Source organism: Ideonella sp. FW305-24, assembly GCF_058788035.1.
The window spans coordinates 193138-211470 of sequence record NZ_JBYTAI010000005.1 but is presented as its reverse complement, the minus strand read 5'-3'; the positions used below and the strand labels follow the sequence as shown (position 1 = coordinate 211470).

Annotated in this window: 15 protein-coding genes; 8 read left to right on the top strand and 7 right to left on the bottom strand. The window is 68.4% G+C overall.

The features are described 5' to 3' along the window. Positions 1-2 precede the first annotated feature (2 nt). From AC3WR5_RS15575 to AC3WR5_RS15545, 7 genes are all read right to left on the bottom strand, one after another. On the bottom strand, positions 3-1286 hold the full coding sequence (locus tag AC3WR5_RS15575; protein ID WP_492485638.1) for a ferritin-like domain-containing protein: 1284 nt from the start codon (positions 1284-1286) through the stop codon (positions 3-5). A 294-nt stretch (positions 1287-1580) separates the two neighbouring features. Then, on the bottom strand, positions 1581-2387 hold the full coding sequence (locus tag AC3WR5_RS15570) for a hypothetical protein (RefSeq protein WP_231010196.1): 807 nt from the start codon (positions 2385-2387) through the stop codon (positions 1581-1583). A 76-nt stretch (positions 2388-2463) separates the two neighbouring features. After that, entirely contained in the window at positions 2464-4008 is a 1545-nt protein-coding gene (locus AC3WR5_RS15565; RefSeq protein ID WP_492485637.1) for a malonate--CoA ligase, read from the bottom strand. Next, on the bottom strand, positions 4005-4826 hold the full coding sequence (locus tag AC3WR5_RS15560; protein WP_231010197.1) for an enoyl-CoA hydratase/isomerase family protein: 822 nt from the start codon (positions 4824-4826) through the stop codon (positions 4005-4007). Before AC3WR5_RS15560 ends, AC3WR5_RS15565 begins: the two co-directional genes overlap by 4 nt. Before the next feature lie 13 nt (positions 4827-4839). Beyond that, positions 4840-5766: a Bug family tripartite tricarboxylate transporter substrate binding protein gene (locus AC3WR5_RS15555; RefSeq protein WP_492485898.1), complete on the bottom strand. Its 927-nt coding sequence runs from the start codon at positions 5764-5766 to the stop codon at positions 4840-4842. A gap of 104 nt (positions 5767-5870) precedes the next feature. Further along, on the bottom strand, positions 5871-7190 hold the full coding sequence (locus AC3WR5_RS15550) for a malonyl-CoA decarboxylase (protein ID WP_141290777.1): 1320 nt from the start codon (positions 7188-7190) through the stop codon (positions 5871-5873). Continuing rightward, positions 7183-7893: a GntR family transcriptional regulator gene (locus AC3WR5_RS15545; protein ID WP_231010198.1), complete on the bottom strand. Its 711-nt coding sequence runs from the start codon at positions 7891-7893 to the stop codon at positions 7183-7185. The genes AC3WR5_RS15550 and AC3WR5_RS15545 overlap by 8 nt, the downstream gene beginning before the upstream one ends. 144 nt (positions 7894-8037) lie before the next feature. Between AC3WR5_RS15545 and AC3WR5_RS15540 the strand changes: the two genes are divergently transcribed. The 8 genes from AC3WR5_RS15540 to AC3WR5_RS15505 all read left to right on the top strand — a co-directional run bounded on the left by AC3WR5_RS15540 (position 8038) and on the right by AC3WR5_RS15505 (position 18331). Then, positions 8038-9537: a sigma-54 interaction domain-containing protein gene (locus AC3WR5_RS15540; RefSeq protein ID WP_141286362.1), complete on the top strand. Its 1500-nt coding sequence runs from the start codon at positions 8038-8040 to the stop codon at positions 9535-9537. A 205-nt stretch (positions 9538-9742) separates the two neighbouring features. After that, positions 9743-10933 carry a substrate-binding domain-containing protein gene (locus tag AC3WR5_RS15535; protein ID WP_141286364.1) on the top strand — a complete coding sequence of 397 codons (1191 nt, stop codon included), beginning with the start codon at positions 9743-9745 and terminating at the stop codon, positions 10931-10933. Between the two features lie 68 nt (positions 10934-11001). Further along, entirely contained in the window at positions 11002-12528 is a 1527-nt protein-coding gene (locus tag AC3WR5_RS15530) for an extracellular catalytic domain type 2 short-chain-length polyhydroxyalkanoate depolymerase (protein WP_492485636.1), read from the top strand. 12 nt (positions 12529-12540) lie between these two features. Continuing rightward, positions 12541-13299: an ABC transporter ATP-binding protein gene (locus AC3WR5_RS15525; protein ID WP_141286368.1), complete on the top strand. Its 759-nt coding sequence runs from the start codon at positions 12541-12543 to the stop codon at positions 13297-13299. Next, positions 13296-14030 carry an ABC transporter ATP-binding protein gene (locus tag AC3WR5_RS15520; RefSeq protein ID WP_492485635.1) on the top strand — a complete coding sequence of 245 codons (735 nt, stop codon included), beginning with the start codon at positions 13296-13298 and terminating at the stop codon, positions 14028-14030. The genes AC3WR5_RS15525 and AC3WR5_RS15520 overlap by 4 nt, the downstream gene beginning before the upstream one ends. Then, entirely contained in the window at positions 14027-15076 is a 1050-nt protein-coding gene (locus AC3WR5_RS15515; RefSeq protein ID WP_141286372.1) for a branched-chain amino acid ABC transporter permease, read from the top strand. Before AC3WR5_RS15520 ends, AC3WR5_RS15515 begins: the two co-directional genes overlap by 4 nt. Before the next feature lie 5 nt (positions 15077-15081). Continuing rightward, positions 15082-16167 (top strand): branched-chain amino acid ABC transporter permease, encoded by a 1086-nt coding sequence (locus AC3WR5_RS15510; RefSeq protein ID WP_492485634.1) that lies wholly within the window; start codon positions 15082-15084, stop codon positions 16165-16167. A gap of 19 nt (positions 16168-16186) precedes the next feature. Next, complete coding sequence (locus AC3WR5_RS15505) at positions 16187-18331, top strand: 3-hydroxybutyrate oligomer hydrolase family protein (RefSeq protein WP_492485633.1); 2145 nt, start codon at positions 16187-16189, stop codon at positions 18329-18331. Positions 18332-18333 lie beyond the last annotated feature (2 nt).

Below are 18333 nucleotides of genomic sequence, written 5' to 3'. Positions count from 1 at the left end.
GTTCAAAGCACATGGCCGGCGCCGGTGGCAGCCAGCTTGTCCAGGCCGCGCATCGCGCGCACCAGGTGCGCCGCGCGCACGCTGCCGCTGGGCGCCTTGAGGATTTCCTGCCGTAAGCCGTGCGCCAGCGTGCGCGTGTCGGCGCCTTCGTCCCAGCTCCAGGTCGGCGCGGCGTTGGGGCCGACCGCGCTGTCGCCATTGGCATGGGCCGGCGTGTTCATCAAGGAGATGGCCAGGTTCGGCAGCACCTCGTGCATCAGGTTGAGCACGACGCCGAAGAAGGGGTCGTGCTCGCCGCGCATGAAGGTTTTTTCGAAGCCGCGCAGCATCACGCTGTAGTGCTGGTTGAAGGTCTTGGCCAGGCTCAGCGCTTCGGGATTGGAGAAGTCCTCCAGCCGTGGGTTGGAGGTGGCGGGCAGGGTGGGCGGGAAGTTCGCCAGGTCCAGCGAAACCTCGCGGAACTTCATGAAGTGGCTCAGCTCCTCGGGCGTGCCCAGGATGGGCCCGTAGGTGCCATCGCTGCGCATGCCGTACTGGTTGTAGGCGCCATAGGGCTGGCGCGCCACCAGGGGCTGGTCGGCAGGTACCTTGCCTTCGCCCTGGCGCACGATCTGGTCGATGCCGGCCAGGGCGCTGGCCTTGTCGCGCACTTCGATCACCTTGCCGCCGAACTTGCCCAGGTAGACGTCGGTGCGCTGCCGGAACTCGGGCGTTTTGGCGCTGAAGGGGTCGCCCGGAAACGCTTCGATCGCATTCACCAGCGACTGGTACAGCTGCGCGATCGTGTCGTAGTGGTCGCCCTGTGCTGGCGCATCCCAGGGCGCGGGCGTCTCGATGGCGGCATAGACGTTCGAGAACACGTCGATCGATGCGCGGTACAGCCCGAGCAAGGGCGTGGTGTTCTCGTTTGCGTGCGGCAGGTAGCCGGGATAGACGGGCGCGAACGCTTGCGTGAAGCGCGGCTGGCCGCCCAGTGCGACGACGAGGTTGGCGGCCTGGTTGACGTGGAACATCTCTTCCATGACCACGCTGCGCAGCGCCTGGTAGGCCTTCGAACCGGTGTCGGAAATCGAGTACAGGCCGCTGAGGTACACGGGTATGGTCGAAAACTCGACCTGCAGCGCCAGTTGTGCGGCGCTGCGCAGGTCATGGAGCTGCTCGTGGGTGGTTCGGGCCTGCAGGCCATGGGGTGTGCGGGCCCCGGGCAGGCGATCAAAAAGATGACCGAATGGGCGTGGGCTTTGCAGGCCTCGGCCCGAGCGGGGGCGCGATGCTTCGGAGGGCATGGATGGGGGCTCCCAACGAGTGTTGCGACATGGCGGGGCGCGATGAACAACAACTGTCCGTCGTGGCTGCCTTCGAAACTGCACACAACTTTCGGTGGTTCACCCCTGCGCACCGAGAGGTCCGCGCTGGCGAGGTGGTGTTGTGCGTGGCGGACTGTAGTGAGGTCGGCCTTCAGCGCCTATCTGCCAGAGTTGACAGGTCGGGTGATGTCGGGCTTTGGGCCGTTTTTGCGTTTTTGCGTTGTTGCCGAAGGGGCGGCGCTTGAGCGCGGTTGATGGACGCGCGAGCAAGGCTCAGTTGCGGTCCACCGGATTGTTGGCGCAGGCTGACGGTGGTTCAGGCAGGAAATCCCAGCCGTAGGGGCCGTCGCGCAGTTGCAGCGTGCCTTGTGCTGCGCCGGTGCAGTTCGGGCCGCTGCGTTGCCAATCCAGGCGCAGCGCGGCGCTGTCGGCGCGCCAGCTGCGGAAATAGAGGTGCGTGCTCGCGGCAGGCTCGTAGCGGAAAACCTGCGACCAGCGGGGGCCGGCCTTCTGCAGCAGCGTGACGCTGCCGGGCGCATGGCCGCCTTCCGGGCTGTCGACGACAACGATCAGGCGGCCGTTGGGCGCCACCCAGGGCCAGTCGGCCAGCAGCAGACCGGCGGGGTTGCCGGCGCTGAACAGCCGCAGCCGGGGTGCACGGGTGTCGTCCCCGGCGGCGACCTGGGCCACCAGCCAGGCGTCGGCATGTTCCAGCGGGCCCAGCAGGCGGTAGCGCAGGCCGCCGGCCGAGACGGCGGGGCTGCTCGCGGCACGCGGGGCGGCGGGCTGGTCGATCAGCACCAGCGCCGGCTCCCCAGGGCCGAACAGTTGCAATGTCAGCGTGTCGTCTTCGCGTTTGGCGCGCTGTTCGCCGGCCAGGGCCAGCGCGGCGGGTTCACGCGCGTCGGCGCAGCTCAGTGGCGGCTGGTGGGCGACGCAGTCTGACCAGCTGGAGGCCGCGGGCGGTGCGGCGGGTGTGTCCGCCGCAGGGATGACGGGGACGGCGGGGCCGGCGGCCAGCGCGGCGCCAGTGGTGCCCCAGCATGCCAGCAAGGCAAGGTCCCAACGGGTCATCCGCATCGTCGGTGGATCTCCTGTTCGGGCCATTCTGCATGGGCAGCGGCCCCAGGGGAAGCCGGAGCATCCCGTGCGTGGTTCAGCCTGCCACGAACAAGCCCTTGTGCTGTTCGCGCAGCAGGTTCTTCTGCACCTTGCCCATGGTGTTGCGCGGCAGCTCGGTCACGACGAAGACCTTCTTGGGCACCTTGAATGCCGCGATCTGGCCCTTCATCGCCGCGATCAGTGCCGCTGCGTCTGGTGCTTCGCCGGGCCGGGCCACGACCACGGCCACCACCGCCTCGCCGAAGTCCGGGTGCGGCACGCCGATCACCGCGCTCTCGGCCACGCCGGGCAGATCATTCAGGTAACCCTCGATCTCGGCCGGGTAGACGTTGTAGCCGCCGCTGATCACCAGGTCCTTGCTGCGGCCGACGATGTTGACATAGCCGGCCGCGTCCACCTTGCCGACATCGCCGGTCTTGAACCAGCCGTCGGCGGTGAACTCCTCGGCGGTTTTCTCCGGCATGCGCCAGTAGCCCTTGAAGACGTTGGGCCCCTTGACCTGGATGCCGCCGATCTCACCAGCCGGCATGGGCTGGCCCGCATCGTCCAGCACGCGCAGGCCCACGCCGGGCAGCGGGAAGCCGACCGTGCCGCCGCGGCGCTCGCCGTCTTCGGCGCGGTAGGGGTTGGAGGTGAGCATCACGGTCTCGCTCATGCCGTAGCGCTCCAGGATGGTGTGGCCGGTGCGTTGCTGCCAGAGCTGGAAGGTCTCGATCAGCAAGGGCGCCGAGCCGCTGATGAACAGGCGCATGTGGCGACAGGCGTCCTTGTTCAGCCCGGCCTCGCCCAGCAGCCGCACATACAGCGTGGGCACGCCCATGAAGACGGTGGCCTCGGGCAGCTTGGCCAGCACGGCCTTGGGGTCGAACTTGTTCAGCCAGATCATCTTGCTGCCGTTCAGCAGCGCGCCATGGATGGCGACGAACAGGCCATGCACGTGGAAGATGGGCAGCGCGTGGATCAGCACGTCGCCAGCCTGCCAACCCCAGTAGGCCTTCAGCGTCTGCGCGTTGGACAGCAGGTTGCCCTGCGTCAGCATCGCGCCCTTGCTGCGGCCGGTCGTGCCGCTGGTGTAGAGGATGGCGGCCAGGTCATCCTCGGCGGGCTGGGCTGGCGTGTGGCTGTCCAGGTGGAAGCTGGCGCGGTCCAGCAGCGTGCCGCTGCGGTTGTCGCCCAGTGTGTAGACATGGCTGCTGCCGCACTGGAAGGCCAGGCGGCTGACCCAGGTGAAGTTCTGCGGCGAGCAGACGACAACCGCCGGCTCGGCATTGCCCAGGAAGTATTCGATCTCGCCGGCTTGGTAGGCGGTGTTCAGCGGCAGGAAGACGTGGCCGGCGCGCAGCACGCCGAGGTAGAGCATCAGCGCCTCCACGCTTTTTTCGACCTGCACCGCCACGCGGCTGGCTGGCGGCAGGTCCAGAGAATCGAGCAGGTTGGCGATGCGCGCGCTGGCATGGTCCAGGTCGCGCCAGGTGTAGTGCAGTGGCGCGCCGGGGCCGTCCATGGTTTCGATGGCAATGCCGTCCAGGTCGGCGGGGAAGCCGGCGCGCAGCGCGGCAAAGAGGGTGTGCTGGCTCATGATGAGGATTCGCTGGAAGGTGGGGGTTCTTGGGCCGGAGCGTCGAAGCGCGCCGGTCGTTTTTCGTTGAATGCGGCCAGGCCCTCGCGGTGCTCGGCCGAGGGCGCGTAGGCGTAGTGCGGCTCGCGCTCGGCGCGCTGGCTGGGCGGGCCGCTGGCAAAGCGGCGCAGCGCCTGCTTGTTGAGCTTCATGGCCTGCGGCGAGAGGCGGGCGATCTGCCTGGCGCAGCGCAGCGCCTCGTCTGCCACCAGGGCGTCCGGCAGCACGCGGGTCACCAGGCCGCGCTCGCGGGCCTCCTGGGCGTTGAGCACGCGGGCTTCGAGCAGCAGCTCGCGCAGCACCGTCTCGCCGATCACGCGGGCGACGATCTCGATCTCGCGGGGCGCCATCGGAAAGCCCAGCTTGGCGATGGGCACGCCGAAGCGGCTGGCCTCGCCGCACAGGCGCAGGTCGCAGCAGGCGGCGATCTCCAGCCCGCCGCCCACGCAGGCGCCCTCGATCTGCGCGACCATCGGCAGGTCGCACCACCACATGGCCTCCAGCGCCGGTGCCACCAGCTCTTCGTGGAAGTGGGCCAGCGTGTCGGCCTGGAAGCGGAAGGCCGGGAACTCCTCGATGTCGCCGCCCGCCACGAAGGCGCCGCCCGCACCCTGCAGCAGCAGCACGCGCACCTGGGGCTGCGTGGCCAGCGCGTCGAATCCGGTGCGCAGCTCGCGCCACATCTGCGCGTTCAGCGCGTTGAGCTTGCCCGGGTGGTCGAACACCACGCGGGCCACGCCCTGTGCGTCGGCAGGCAGGAAGTGGACTTGGCCGGTCATGCAGAGAAGCGCATCAATCGAGCTTTGCGCCAGAAGCCTTGACGACCTCGCCCCAGCGCTTGGTTTCGGACGCGGCGAACTTGCCGAAGTCGTCGCCCCAGAGGTTGGGCATGTTGGCGCCCAGGCCGTTCCAGATGCCTTTCAGCTCGTCGCTGGCAAAGGCCTTCTTCAACTCGGCCTGCATCGCGGCGACGATTTCCTTGGGCGTTCCCTTGGGCGCCCACAGGCCGTACCAGGTGGCGACCTGGTAGCTCGGCACGCCGGCTTCGATGGAGGTGGGCACGTCCGGGAAACCCGGCGCGCGCTTGTCTGAGGCGACGGCCAGCGCCTTGATGCGGCCGCTCTTGATGTGGGTAGCCGAAGAGGCCAGGCCGTCGAACATCAGGTCGACCTGGCCGGCCATCAAGTCCTGCAGCGCCGGGCCGGCGCCGCGGTACGGGATGTGGGTGATGAAGGTCTTGGTCTGCAGCTTGAACAGCTCGCCGGCCAGATGGTGCGAGGTGCCGTTGCCGGCAGAGCCGTAGTTCAGCTTGCCCGGGTTCTTGCGCACATAGTCCAGCAGCCCGGCCAGGTCCTTGACCGGCACCTTCTGCGGGTTCACGACGATGACCTGCGGCACGCTGGAGATCAGGCCGACCGGCACGAAGTCGGTGTCCAGCTTGTAGTCCAGCTTCGGATACATGGCCGGGGCGATGGCGTGGTGCACCGCGCCCATGAAGAAGGTGTAGCCGTCCACCGCGGCATGGGCGGCAATGCTCGCGCCCACGGTGCCGCCGGCGCCGCCCTTGTTGTCGATCAGGAACTGCTTGCCGGTGTTGTGCGAGAGCACGGCGAACAGCGGTCGGGCGAAGGCGTCGGTGCCGCCGCCGGCCGGGAAGGGCACGATGATGGTCACGGGCTTGGCCGGCCAGGCGTCGGCCGCCAGCGCAGTGCCGGTCATCGCGGTGAGGCTGGCGAGGGTCAGCGCCGTCAGCAGGCGGCGGCGGTGGAAGCTTGGGGTCACGCTGGGTTCCTTTGGGATGATTTGTTGGAATGGGTGCGGGGTCACAGCAGCGCGGCGATGGCGCGGGAATGCACCACCTCGCCGTTCACGAAACGCGCGTGGCAGGTGTCGATGCGCGCCAGGTCGTACAGGTAGTTCACCATCATGCCGGCCGATTGCTTCAAGCCTTTGGCAGCCAGGTTGGCATTCGGGTTCAGCCGCTCCAGGCGGGCGCCGTTGTCCAGGTGGAAACGGGCCACCGGGTCGCCGCCGGGCTGCGGCGAAAAATGGTTCAGGTAGAAGGCGGCCAGCTGCAGCAGCGCCTGCTGCACTTCCGGGCGCATTGCCTCGTGCGCGGCCGGGCGGGTGAGGGCGGCGAGGTCGCCGTCGCCCGCTGCAAGCAGGAGGGTGCGCGCGGCTTCCAGTTTCGCGGCGGCCGTGGTGCGCACGCCGGGCAGCTCGGCAAACGGCCCGGCCTTGCCCAGCCAGGCCATGAAGCCGGGAATGGGCGAGAGGGTGCAGAAAGTCTTGAGCTGCGGCAGCTCGTGCTTGAGCTGCTCGACCACGCGCTTGATCAGGAAGTTCCCCAGCGACACGCCGCGCAGCCCCGGCTGGCAGTTGCTGATCGAATAGAACACGGCAACCTTCCAGTCGCCCGGCGGCAGCGGCTCGGCGCGCTTGGCGATCAGCGGCGCGATCGCGTCGGCCATCGCCGGCACCAGCGCCACTTCCACGAAGATCAACGGCTCGTTGGGCAGCTGCGGGTGGAAAAACGCGAAGCAGCGGCGGTCGGGCTGCAGGCGGCGGCGCAGGTCGTCCCAGCCGTCGATTTCGTGCACCGCCTCGTGGCGGATCAGCTGCTCCAGCAGCTGGGCGGGCGATTGCCAGCTGACCTCGCGCATCTCCAGGAAGCCGGGGTTGAACCAGCTGCCCAGCAGGTGCAGCAGGTCGGCTTCCACCGCCTTCAGCGCCGGCCGCTTGGGCAGCCGCTCCAGCAGCGCATGGCGCAGCGCGATCAAGGCCGCGGTGCCGCCAGGCGCACGGTTGATGCGACGGAACAGCTCCTGGCGCGGCGGCTCGACGAGTTCGCTGAGTCGGATCAGCGCTTCGGCATCGGGCTTTGCCGCGTAGGCTTGGGCGCCTTCGAGCACCGCCGCCGGGTTGGGGCTGAAGTCGGCCAGCAGCAGTTCGAAGAAGTCGTCCAGCCTGCGCACCGGGCCGTCGTCTCTCAAGATCGCCAGCTGTTCGATGACGCGCCTGGCGATCACCGGGCTGCTGGCTTCGCCGCGCAGCGAGAGCAGGTCATGGCAGTCCTGGCGCAGCTGGCGCACCGCGCGTTCGTGGCTGCGCGCCTGGGCTTTCTGAAGCAGTCCGTCAAGCATTCGGGTGGGCCTTGGCGTAGGTCTCTTGGGCTTCCTGGTCCCGCAGCGCCTTCAGCGCGACGAGCTGGGCCATCAGGTGGTCGTGCATCGCGCGTTCGGCGCGTTCGGCGTCGCTGGCCAGCAGCGCGGCCAGCAGCTCGCGGTGCTCGCCAATCGAGGCCTGCATGCGGCCCGGCATCAGCAGCTGGCGGCCGCGCATCAGGCGCACGAAGCGGCGCAGGTCGCCGGTGCAGCGGGCCAGCCAGCGGTTGCCGGCCAGGCGTTGCACCAGGCTGTGGAATTCGTGGTTGGCACGGTAGTAGCCATCGCGGTCGCCGGCCTCGGCGTGGCGCTCCAGCTCCTCGTGCCAGTGGCGCAGCTCGGCGCGGCTGGCGTCGTTCATCTGGCGCGTGGCCTCGCCGGCGCAGCGGCCTTCGAGCATGGCCATCACCGGGAACAGCTGCTCGGCGTCGTGGTCGTCCAACTCGACGACACGGCAGCCGCGCTGCGGCACCAGCTCGACCAGCCCCTCGGCCGCCAGCACCTTCAGCGCCTCGCGCAATGGCGTGCGGCTGATCTGCCATTCGGTGGCCAGCGCCTTCTCGTCGATCCACTGGCCCGGCAGCAATTCCTGCTCGAACATCATCATGCGCAGCCGCGTGGCCACGCCGTCGTGCAGGGAAGCGCCGCGCAGCGAGGGGGCGACGGGAGGGGCAAGGGCCATGGGCTGCATCGTAATTTTGTAATTACGGCGACGGACCTGGGGTCAACCCGCAGCCGCCCACAGGCTGTTTCAAGCGGACAAACCTGGCCCGGACAAACCCGAGCCCCGCCCGCGCCAGCAGTCCGTGCTCCGTAAACTGGCCCGATGCCTGTTCCCGCTGCCGCCATGGCCCTGCCGCAAGATGCCGATGAAGTGCTGAAGCTGGCCGCGCGCAGCATGTTCGACGTTTTCGCGAACACGGCGCAAGGCATGCTGGTGGTGGACAAGCACCACCGCATCGTCTGGATCAGCGAAGGCTACAAGCGTTTCCTGCCGGCGCTGGGTTTCAGCGACGAGCACGACTTCGTCGGCCAGCCGGTGGAGCAGGTGGTGCCCAACACGCTGATGGCCGAGGTCATCGACAGCGGCCAGCCGATGCTGGTGGACCTGCTGACCAACAAGGCCGGCACCTTCCTGGTCAGCCGATTGCCGCTGCGCAATGATGCAGGCGAGGTCATTGGCGCACTGGGCATGGTGCTGCTGGACCACCCCGGCGCCGGCCTGCAGCCGCTGATGGCCAAGTTCGTGCGCCTGCAGCGCGAGCTGGACGACGCGCGCCGCGAGCTGGCGGTGCACCGCCGCACCCGCTACACGATTGCCAGCTTCATCGGCAACAGCCCGGCCGCCATCGAAGTGAAGCGCCAGGCCCGCCGCGCAGCGGGCACGTCCAGCACCGTGCTGCTGCTGGGCGAGACCGGCACCGGCAAGGAGCTGCTGGCCCAGGCCATCCATGCCGACAGCGCGCGCGCCGCGCGGCCGTTCGTGGGGGTGAACATTGCCGCGGTGCCGGACACCCTGCTCGAAGCTGAGTTCTTCGGCGTGGCAGCTGGCGCCTACACCGGCGCCGAGCGCAAGGGCCGCGAAGGCAAGTTCAAGCTGGCCGACGGCGGCACGCTGTTCCTGGACGAGATTGGCGACATGCCGCTGGCGCTGCAGGCCAAGCTGCTGCGCGTGCTGCAGGAACAGGAAGTGGAGCCGCTGGGCAGCAACAAGGTCGAGAAGCTGGACCTGCGGGTGATTGCCGCGACCAGCCGCGACCTGGCGGTGATGGTCACCGAAGGCAGCTTCCGGGCGGACCTTTACTACCGCCTCAACGTGCTGCCGATCCGCCTGCCCGCGCTGCGCGAGCGCATGCCGGACCTGGACGCCTTGTCCGACCACCTGCTGGCCGACATTGCCCGCCGCAACAGCCAGCCGCACAAAAGCCTCAGCGCCGACGCGATGGACCTGCTGGCCGCGCAACGCTGGCCCGGCAACATCCGCGAACTGGGTAACGCGCTGGAACGCGCCTGCCTGATGACCGACGACCTGCGCCTCGCCGCCCGGCATTTCGGCGACCTGCTGCCCGTGCCGATGGACATGCCGACGCGGGCCCGCATGCCGCTGCGAGACGAGCCTTCCGAGGCTTTGCTGCAGGGCGCCCGGCCGCTGGGCGAAGCCTTGATGCAAAGCCTGTTGAAGCCGCTGCCGGTCGCAGTGGCCGAACTGGAAGCGAGTTCGATCCGCGCTGCACTCAGCGCCACCAAGGGCAACAAGCTGGCCGCTGCGCGTCTGCTGGGCATTGCCCGGGCCACGCTGTACGAGAAGCTGGGCCAGCTGGGTTGAAACCCTGTCTGGTGGCCATGCACATGCGGCGATGGGTGTCTGGAAAACAGACGCTGTCTGCCGAACGGACAACCCTGAAGCTTTCGCACGACACCGCCGGCGGCCGCTGACGCCACGTGCCTTCGGTGTTTTCCCGGCCCTGCCCGCTTGCGGCACGGGCTTTGCGGTGTTGCAGGCACACAAGAACACGCAGGAGACACACGGCATGCCGCTCAAGGCTTTTTGCAAGCAGGTTCTCGCCGCTGCGGCCGCACTGGTCACCTTGGCCGCCGCTGCCGCGGACGGCGAGATCCGCATCGCCCATGTCTACAGCCGCACCGGCCCGCTGGAGGCCTACGGCAAGCAGACGGCGATCGGCCTGCAGATGGGGCTGGACTACGCGACCGGTGGCACGATGACCGTGGCCGGCAAGAAGCTGGTCCTGATCGAGAAAGATGACCAGGGCAAGCCGGACCTGGGCAAGAGCCTGCTGGCTGCCGCCTATGGCGACGACAAGGCCGACGTCGCCATCGGCCCCACGTCTTCCGGCGTGGCGCTGGCGATGCTGCCGGTCGCCGAGGAGTACAAGAAGATCCTGCTGGTGGAGCCGGCGGTGGCCGACAGCATCACCGGCGACAAGTGGAACAAGTACATCTTCCGCACCGGCCGCAACAGCAGCCAGGACGCGATCTCCAACGCGGTGGCGCTGGACAAGCCCGGCACCGTGATCGCCACGCTGGCGCAGGACTATGCGTTTGGCCGTGACGGCGTGAAGGCCTTCAAGGAAGCGATCAAGAAGGCCAAGGTCGTGCACGAGGAATACCTGCCGACCAGCACCACCGACTTCACCGCCGGCGCCCAGCGCCTGATCGACAAGCTCAAGGACCTGCCGGGCCGCAAGCTGATCTGGATCGTCTGGGCCGGCGCCGGCAACCCGTTCAAGATCGCCGACCTGGACCTGAAGCGCTACGGCATCGAGATCGCCACCGGCGGCAACATCCTGCCCGCGATGGCCGCCTACAAGAACTTCCCCGGCATGGAAGGCGCCACCTACTACTACTTCGGCATTCCGAAGAACCCCGTCAACGAGTGGCTGGTGGCCAACCACTACAAGCAGTACAAGGCGCCGCCGGACTTCTTCACCGCCGGCGGCATGACGGCCGGCATCGCCATCGTCGAGGCGCTGAAGAAGACCGGCGGTGATGCTTCGGCCAACAAGCTGATTGCCACCATGGAAGGCCTGCGCTTCGAGTCGCCCAAAGGCCCGATGACCTTCCGCAAGCAGGACCACCAGGCCCTGCAAAGCATGTATCACTTCAAGATCAAGGTGGACCCGGCCTTCCCTTGGGGCGTGCCTGAGCTGGTGCGCGAGATCAAGGCCGAAGAAATGGACGTGCCGGTGCGCAACACGCGCTGAGCCGCCTGGGCGCGGCGCAGGCCTCCCGCTTGCCGCTGCGAAGTTCCGAGACCAACGGAGACAAAGCCATGAGATTTTCTGCCCGCAGCGCGGGTGCCGTCGCGGCGTTCGCCGCGATCACACTCGCCAGCCTTTCCACCGTTCCAGCCCAGGCCGCCGTCGCGCTGCCCGCGCTGAACGTCGACACCAGCCAGACGACGGTTTCCGGCCTTTCGTCCGGTGGCTTCATGGCCAACCAGCTGGGCTACGCTTATTCAGGCACCTTCAAGGGCGTGGGCGTTTTCGCCGGCGGGCCTTACATGTGCGCCGGCCACAGCAACTACACGGCCTGCATGTACAACGCCAGCATCAGCGCCAGCATGCTGAGCACCATGCAGGCCGACCTGAACAACTGGAGCGGTTCGCTGAACGATGCGCTGGCCAATGTCGCCAGCCAGAAGATATTCCTGTTCGTCGGCACCAGTGACTACACCGTCGGCCCGAACCCGATGAACGCCGTCAACACCCAGTACGGCAACAACGGCGTGCCGGCCGGCAACCTCAGCTACGTGCAGCGCGCCAGCACCGCACACGTCTTCCCGACCGACTTCGCCGGCACGGGAGACAACGCCTGCAACAGCAGCAGCTCGCCCTACATCGCCAACTGCGGTTACGACGGCGCCAAGGCCGCACTCACGCAGTTCTACGGCACCTTGGCGGCCCGCAACGATTCGCCGGCAGCCGCCAACTACATCGAGTTCGACCAGACCGCCTACAGCAACGGCAACCCGGGCATGGCCGCGACCGGCTGGCTCTACGTGCCGGCCGATTGCGCCGCCGGCACCCAGTGCAAGCTGCACGTGGCGCTGCACGGCTGCCAACAGAACTACGCGACCATCGGCGACAAGTTCCTGAAGAACACCGGCTACACCCGCTGGGCCGACACCAACCACATCATCGTGCTGTTCCCGCAGACCAAGGTCGACAGCACGAGCCACAGCACGTCCGCCAGCGGCTCGCTGGGCAACCCCAACGGCTGCTGGGACTGGATCGGCTGGTACGGCAGCGACTTCGCACGCAAGTCCGGCACGCAGATGGCAGCGCTCAAGGCCATGGTCGACCACGTGGCGTCCGGCTTGGGCAGCGGTGGTGGCGGCGGCGGTGGCGGTGCGTTGCCTGCGCCCACTGGCGTGGCCACATCCGGCGCGACCAACACGACGATGAGCATCGCCTGGGGCGTGGTGAGCGGCGCCGCCGGCTATCGGGTGTTCCGCGGCGGCACGCAGGTCAGCGGCAGCGGCCTGGTCACAGGCACCAGCTACACCGACACCGGCCTCACGGCGGCGACCACCTACAACTGGACCGTGGCTGCGGTCGACGCCAGCAACGTGCAGGGCGCCATGTCCAGCCCCGCCAGCGGCACCACCACCGGCGCCGCGGCCACCTGCACGACGGCCAGCAACTACGCGCACGTCTCGGCCGGCCGCGCGCATCAGAGCGGTGGCTACGCGCTGGCCAACGGCTCGAACCAGAACATGGGGTTGTGGAATGTCTTCGTCACGACCACGCTGAAGAACACGGCCCCGAACTACTATGTGATCGGCACCTGCCCATGAGCAAGAAAGCCCATGCTTGAGACACGCCACTTGAGCATCCGCTTCGGCGGCCACGTCGCGGTCAACCGTGTGTCCTGCGTCTTCACGCCGGGCACGCTGACCGCGATCGTTGGCCCCAATGGCGCGGGCAAGACGACCTACTTCAACCTGATCTCGGGCCAGCTGCCGGCCAGCGAAGGCCAGGTGCTGCTGGACGGCATGGACATCACACGCCTCGGCGCGCCGCAGCGCACGCGGCGCGGCCTGGGCCGGGCCTTCCAGCTGACGCAGCTGTTCGCGCAGCTCTCGGTGCAGGAAAACGTGCGGCTGGCGGTGCAGGCGCGGCATGGGGGCGGGCTGAACTGCTGGCGCGTGTGGCTGGACCGCCAGGACTGGCTGGAGGAAACCCGCGAGATCCTGGCCGAGACGCAGCTCTGGCCGCAGCGCGACGCGCTGGCCGCCAGCCTGCCGCATGGCGACCAGCGCAAGCTGGAGGTGGCGATGCTGATGGCGCTGGACCCGCGCGTCTACCTGTTCGACGAGCCGACCGCCGGCATGAGCGCTGACGATGCGCCTGTGGTGCTGGACCTGATCCGCCGGTTGAAGACCAGGCGCGACCGCACCATCCTGTTGGTCGAGCACAAGATGGACGTGCTGCGCGAGCTGGCGGACCGCATCGTGGTGCTGCACCAGGGCGCGCTGGTGGCCGATGGCGAGCCTGCCTCTGTGATGGCCTCGCCTTTGGTGCAGCAGGCCTACCTGGGCGTGGCGCCGGTGCAGGAGGCGGCATGACGAATGCGTTGTCGCTGGAAGGCGTTCACACTCACGTCGGCCCGTACCACATCTTGCATGGTGTGGACCTCCATGTGCCCGCCGGCCAGGTCACGATGCTGCTGGGCCGCAATGGCGCCGGCAAGACGAGCACGTTGCGCACGGTGATGGGTTTGTGGCCCGCCTCGGCTGGCGTGCTGCGCTTCAAAGGGCAGGCGATCACCGCGATGACCACGCCAGAGATTGCGCGCCTCGGCATCGCCTACGTGCCCGAGACCATGGGCATCTTCAGCGAGCTGACGGTGCGCGACCACCTGGTGCTGGGCGCTCGCGCCGCGCGGCGCGCCGAGGACCTGGACCGCACGCGGCTGGACTGGCTGTTCGGCCTGTTCCCGGCGCTGCACAAGTTCTGGCTGCATCCGGCGGGCAAGCTCAGCGGCGGCCAGAAGCAGATGCTGGCGATTGCCCGCGCGCTGATAGCACCGTGCGAACTGCTGCTGGTCGACGAGCCCAGCAAGGGCCTGGCGCCGGCGACGGTGATGAAGTTGATCGAGGCCTTTACCGAACTCAAGCGCCAGCGCTGCACCGTGCTGATGGTGGAGCAGAACCTGGCGATGGCCAAGGCGCTGGGCGACCGCGTGGCGGTGATGGACAACGGCCGCATCGTGCACACCGGCGCGATGGCGGAACTCGCGGACGACGAGGTACTGCAGCAGCGCTTGCTGGGGCTGTCGTTGGGAGTGGCGGCATGACCGATTCGCCTTTGCCCACCGGCAGCTTGCCGACGCAGCCGGGCGAAGTGGCCTTGCCCGGCGCGCGATTCGACGCGAAGCCGCTGTGGCTGCTGGCCGCGCTGGCGCTGCTGGCCTTCCCGTTGATCGGCAATGGCGCGAGCTGGCTGACGCTGACCGCGGCCGGCCTGGCGATGGGCTTGATCGTCTTCATCATGGCCTCGGGGCTGACGCTGGTCTTTGGCCTGATGGACGTGCTGAACTTTGGCCACGGCGTGTTCATTGCCGCGGGCGCTTTTGTCGGCACCAGCGTGCTGGCTGGCATGGCCGGCTGGGTGGGCAGTGCCTCGGCGCTGCAGAACCTGGGCGCGGTGGCGCTGGCGATGCTGGCCGCGATGGCGGTGGCCGCGGCGCTGGGCGCGGCTTTTGAGCGCGTGATCGTGCGGCCGGTCTACGGCCAGCACCTGAAGCAGATCCTGATCACCATGGGCGGCATGACGGTGGGCGAGGAGCTGATCAAGCTGATCTGGGGCCCGCAGCAACTGCCGATGCCCATGCCCGAAGCGCTGCGCGGCGCGGTGCTGGTTCCCTGGTTCGGCGGCGAGGCGGCTGCGGTCGAGAAGTACCGGCTGTTTGCGGTGGTGCTGGGCCTGGCGGTGTTCGCCGGCCTGCTGTGGCTGCTGAACCGCACCAAGCTCGGCCTCTTGGTGCGCGCCGGCGTGCAGGACCGCGAGATGGTCGAGGCGCTGGGCTACCGGGTGAGGCGGCTGTTCGTGGGCGTGTTTGTCGCCGGCTCGGCGCTGGCCGGGCTGGGCGGCGTGCTGTGGGGGCTGTACCAGCAAAGCGTGGTGCCGCAGATCGGCGCGCAGCTGAACACGCTGCTGTTCATCGTCATCATCATGGGCGGGCTGGGCTCCACGCTGGGCTGCTTCGTCGGCGCGCTGGCGGTGGGGCTGATGGCCAACTACACCGGCTTCCTGGCGCCCAAGCTGGCGCTGTTCTCCAACATCGGCCTGATGGTGGCGGTGCTGCTGTGGCGGCCGCAAGGCCTGTATCCGGTGCGGTGAACACGATGCTGAACCGCCTGCTTTCGCACGACCTGCCGCGCAGCCGCTGGCTGGCTGCGGCGTTGCTGCTCATTGCCGCGGCGCTGCTGCTGGCGCCCTTCCTGTTCCATGGCGCGAAGGCGCTGAACGTGGCGGCCAAGGTGCTGGTCTTCATCCTGCTGGTGGCGAGCTACGACCTGCTGCTGGGCTATGCCGGCATCGTCAGCTTCGCGCACACGATGTTTTTCGGCATCGGGGCGTATGGCGTGGCCATTGCCTGTGCGCGTGCCGGCAGCGGCGTGGGCTGGGGCCATGTGGCGCTGGGCCTGGGCGGCGCGCTGCTGCTGTCGCTGCTGCTCAGCCTCGTCATCGGCCTGTTCTCGCTGCGCGTGAAAGCCATCTTCTTCGCGATGATCACGCTGGCCGTGGCCTCGGCCTTCCAGACGCTGGCCTCGCAGCTCTCGGAGCTGACCGGTGGCGAGGACGGCCTGAGCTACAAGGTGCCGGCGCTGCTGTCGCCGTCGTTCGAGCCGTTAGCCGAGCCGGTCTTCGGGCTGATGATCGACGGCAAGGTCATCGCGTACTACGGCCTGTTCATCGTCGTCACGCTGGGCTTCCTGGCGCTGCTGCGGGTCGTGAACTCGCCGTTCGGCCGCGTGCTGCAGGCGATCCGTGAAAACGATTTCCGGGCCGAAGCCATCGGCTACCGCGTGGTGGTCTGGCGCACGCTGGCCAATGTGCTGGCTGCGGCGGTGGCCACCGTGGCCGGTGCGCTGCTGGCGCTGTGGCTGCGCTACACCGGGCCGGATACCACGCTGAGTTTCGAAGTGATGCTGGACATCCTGCTGATCGTCGTGATCGGCGGCATGGGCACGCTCTACGGTGCGGTGCTGGGCGCTGCGCTGTTCGTGCTGGCGCAGAACTATCTGCAGGACCTGCTGGCGCTGGGCGCGCGGGCGCTCGAAGGCGTGCCGGTGCTCTCGGCCCTGGTCTCGCCAGACCGCTGGCTGTTCTGGCTGGGCCTGGGTTTTGTGCTGTGTGTCTACCACTTCCCGAGTGGCGTGGTGGGCCGGTTGCGGGCAAAGCCCGGCCGGCCTGCGGCGTCTGAATGAAACGTCGATCAAGGAGACCATGATGAAGACTCGCTCGAATCTGTTCCCTGTGCTGTCGGTGCTGGGCGCTGCGCTGGCCTCGGCCCTGGCTTCGTCCGCCTGGGCAGCCCCAATCAACCAGCCGCCCGCCGCGCTGCGCGGCCCCATCGTCGAGAAGGCGTACGACGGCAGCAGCGACGACCTGCTGACCGGCGGCCTGGGCAAGACCGGCCTGATGGGCGCCACGCCCGTCTTCGTGAACCCGGCCGCGCCCACGCCGGCCGAATTGCGCCGCAACGCGATCTACACCAACTACCGTGCGCTGGTGGACTACACCGCGCTGGGCGGCATGGGCGTGTTCTACGGCCCGAACATCGACGTGAACGGCAACGACACGCTGGGCGAAGGCAAGGTCGCAGGCCGCGAATCCATTGCCTGGGCCGACGACGGCAGCGGCCAGCAGAACGTCGCGATGATGGTGCAGGTGCCCGACAGTTTCGACACCGGCAAGCCCTGCATCGTCAGCGCCACTTCGTCCGGCTCGCGCGGCATCTATGGCGCCATTGCCACGGCAGGCGAGTGGGGCCTGAAACACGGCTGCGCGGTGGCCTACACCGACAAGGGCGGCGGCAACGGCCTGTTCGACCCGATGACCGGCACCGTGATCGCCCGTGACGGCACGTTGACGACGGCCGCCAGCGCCGGCATCGAGTCCCCCTTCACGCCAGCGCTCACGCCCGAGCAACTGGCCGCCTTCAACACCGCGCTGCCCAACCGTGTCGCCTACAAGCACGCGCATTCTCAGCAGAACCCCGAGAAGGACTGGGGCAAGCACACGCTGGACGCAATCCGCTTTGCGTTCTACGTGCTTAACGAACGCTTCGGTCCTGTGGACCCGAACAACCCGGACCAGCACCTGGTGGCCTTCAAGCCGAAGAACACGCTGGTGATTGCCTCCAGCGTGTCCAACGGCGCGGGCGCTGCCTTGGCCGCGGCCGAGCAGGACACCGAGAAGCTGATCGACGGCGTGGCCGTCAGCGAGCCCAACGCGCAGCCCAACGGCGTCAAGGGCCTGACGATCCGCCAGGGCAGCCAGACCGTGCCGCTGATCGGCAAGCCGCTGGCCGAATACTTCACGTTCGCGGATGTCTACCAGCCCTGCGCACTGCTGGCGCCGGGGCCGTCCCTGAATGCCGCGTTCTGGCCGACAACGTACACCGATGCTGCGACGCAGCGCTGCGCAGCCCTCGCCGCGCGTGGCCTCGTCACCGGCGCCACCACGGCCGACCAGGCGAACGGCGCGCTGGCCCAGCTGCACGCCCACGGCTACACGCCCGAGGCGGATTTCCTGCACCAGTCGCACTTCCGCTTCGCGACCAATTCGATCGCGATGACCTACGTCAACGCTGCCGGCCGCTTCAGCGTGGCCGACAGCGTCTGCGGCTTCAGCTTCGCCAACACCGACGCCGGCGGCAGCGTGGCGGCGCAGAACCCGCTGCTGCAGGCAGGGCTGTTCTCGACCGGCAACGGCGTGCCGCCCACCAGCGGCGTGAACATCGTCTACAACAGCTCGGTGGGCGGCGGCAAGCTCGACTTCATGGCCGTGTCGCCGACCAGCGGCCAGGCCGACTTCGCGCTGGACGGCGCGCTGTGCCTGCGCTCGCTGGTCACAGGCAAGGACCCGGTGACCGGCGCGCCGCTGACGGGCACGCTGGCGGCGCAGTCGCAGCGCGTGAAGGCCGGCATCAACGAGGTGCAGCGCACGGCCAAGCTGGGCAAGCTGCCGGTGATCATCGTGGCCGGCCGCAGCGATGCACTGCTGCCGATCAACCACGCTGCGCGCGCCTACTTCGGCAAGACCCAGATGGCCGACGCCAAGGGCCCGAACGTGCGCTACATCGAGGTCACCAACGCCCAGCACTTCGACGGCTTCATTGCCTATGGCGCGCTGATGGGCTACGACACGCGCTTCATCCCGCTGCACGTCTATTTCAACCGGGCGATGGATGCGATGTACGCCAGGCTGAGCACCGGCGCCGCGCTGCCGCCCAGCCAGGTCGTGCACACGACGCCCCGCGCCAGCGGCAGCACCGCGCTGACCGCCAGCAACGTGCCGCCGATCAGCGCAGCGCCGGGCGGCGACGCGATCACCATGGATGGCAGCACGCTCGTGATCCCCGATTGAGC

What these genes read in the sequence shown, in the direction of transcription:
- AC3WR5_RS15570 (WP_231010196.1), bottom strand. Translation starts at nt 2,387, where the DNA reads ATGCGGATGACCCGTTGGGACCTTGCCTTGCTGGCATGCTGGGGCACC.
- AC3WR5_RS15555 (WP_492485898.1), bottom strand. Translation starts at nt 5,766, where the DNA reads ATGACCGGCACTGCGCTGGCGGCCGACGCCTGGCCGGCCAAGCCCGTG.
- AC3WR5_RS15510 (WP_492485634.1), top strand. Translation starts at nt 15,082, where the DNA reads ATGCTGAACCGCCTGCTTTCGCACGACCTGCCGCGCAGCCGCTGGCTG.
- AC3WR5_RS15520 (WP_492485635.1), top strand. Translation starts at nt 13,296, where the DNA reads ATGACGAATGCGTTGTCGCTGGAAGGCGTTCACACTCACGTCGGCCCG.
- AC3WR5_RS15565 (WP_492485637.1), bottom strand. Translation starts at nt 4,008, where the DNA reads ATGAGCCAGCACACCCTCTTTGCCGCGCTGCGCGCCGGCTTCCCCGCC.
- AC3WR5_RS15540 (WP_141286362.1), top strand. Translation starts at nt 8,038, where the DNA reads ATGCCTGTTCCCGCTGCCGCCATGGCCCTGCCGCAAGATGCCGATGAA.
- AC3WR5_RS15550 (WP_141290777.1), bottom strand. Translation starts at nt 7,190, where the DNA reads ATGCTTGACGGACTGCTTCAGAAAGCCCAGGCGCGCAGCCACGAACGC.
- AC3WR5_RS15515 (WP_141286372.1), top strand. Translation starts at nt 14,027, where the DNA reads ATGACCGATTCGCCTTTGCCCACCGGCAGCTTGCCGACGCAGCCGGGC.
- AC3WR5_RS15575 (WP_492485638.1), bottom strand. Translation starts at nt 1,286, where the DNA reads ATGCCCTCCGAAGCATCGCGCCCCCGCTCGGGCCGAGGCCTGCAAAGC.
- AC3WR5_RS15530 (WP_492485636.1), top strand. Translation starts at nt 11,002, where the DNA reads ATGAGATTTTCTGCCCGCAGCGCGGGTGCCGTCGCGGCGTTCGCCGCG.
- AC3WR5_RS15505 (WP_492485633.1), top strand. Translation starts at nt 16,187, where the DNA reads ATGATGAAGACTCGCTCGAATCTGTTCCCTGTGCTGTCGGTGCTGGGC.
- AC3WR5_RS15525 (WP_141286368.1), top strand. Translation starts at nt 12,541, where the DNA reads ATGCTTGAGACACGCCACTTGAGCATCCGCTTCGGCGGCCACGTCGCG.
- AC3WR5_RS15535 (WP_141286364.1), top strand. Translation starts at nt 9,743, where the DNA reads ATGCCGCTCAAGGCTTTTTGCAAGCAGGTTCTCGCCGCTGCGGCCGCA.
- AC3WR5_RS15560 (WP_231010197.1), bottom strand. Translation starts at nt 4,826, where the DNA reads ATGACCGGCCAAGTCCACTTCCTGCCTGCCGACGCACAGGGCGTGGCC.
- AC3WR5_RS15545 (WP_231010198.1), bottom strand. Translation starts at nt 7,893, where the DNA reads ATGGCCCTTGCCCCTCCCGTCGCCCCCTCGCTGCGCGGCGCTTCCCTG.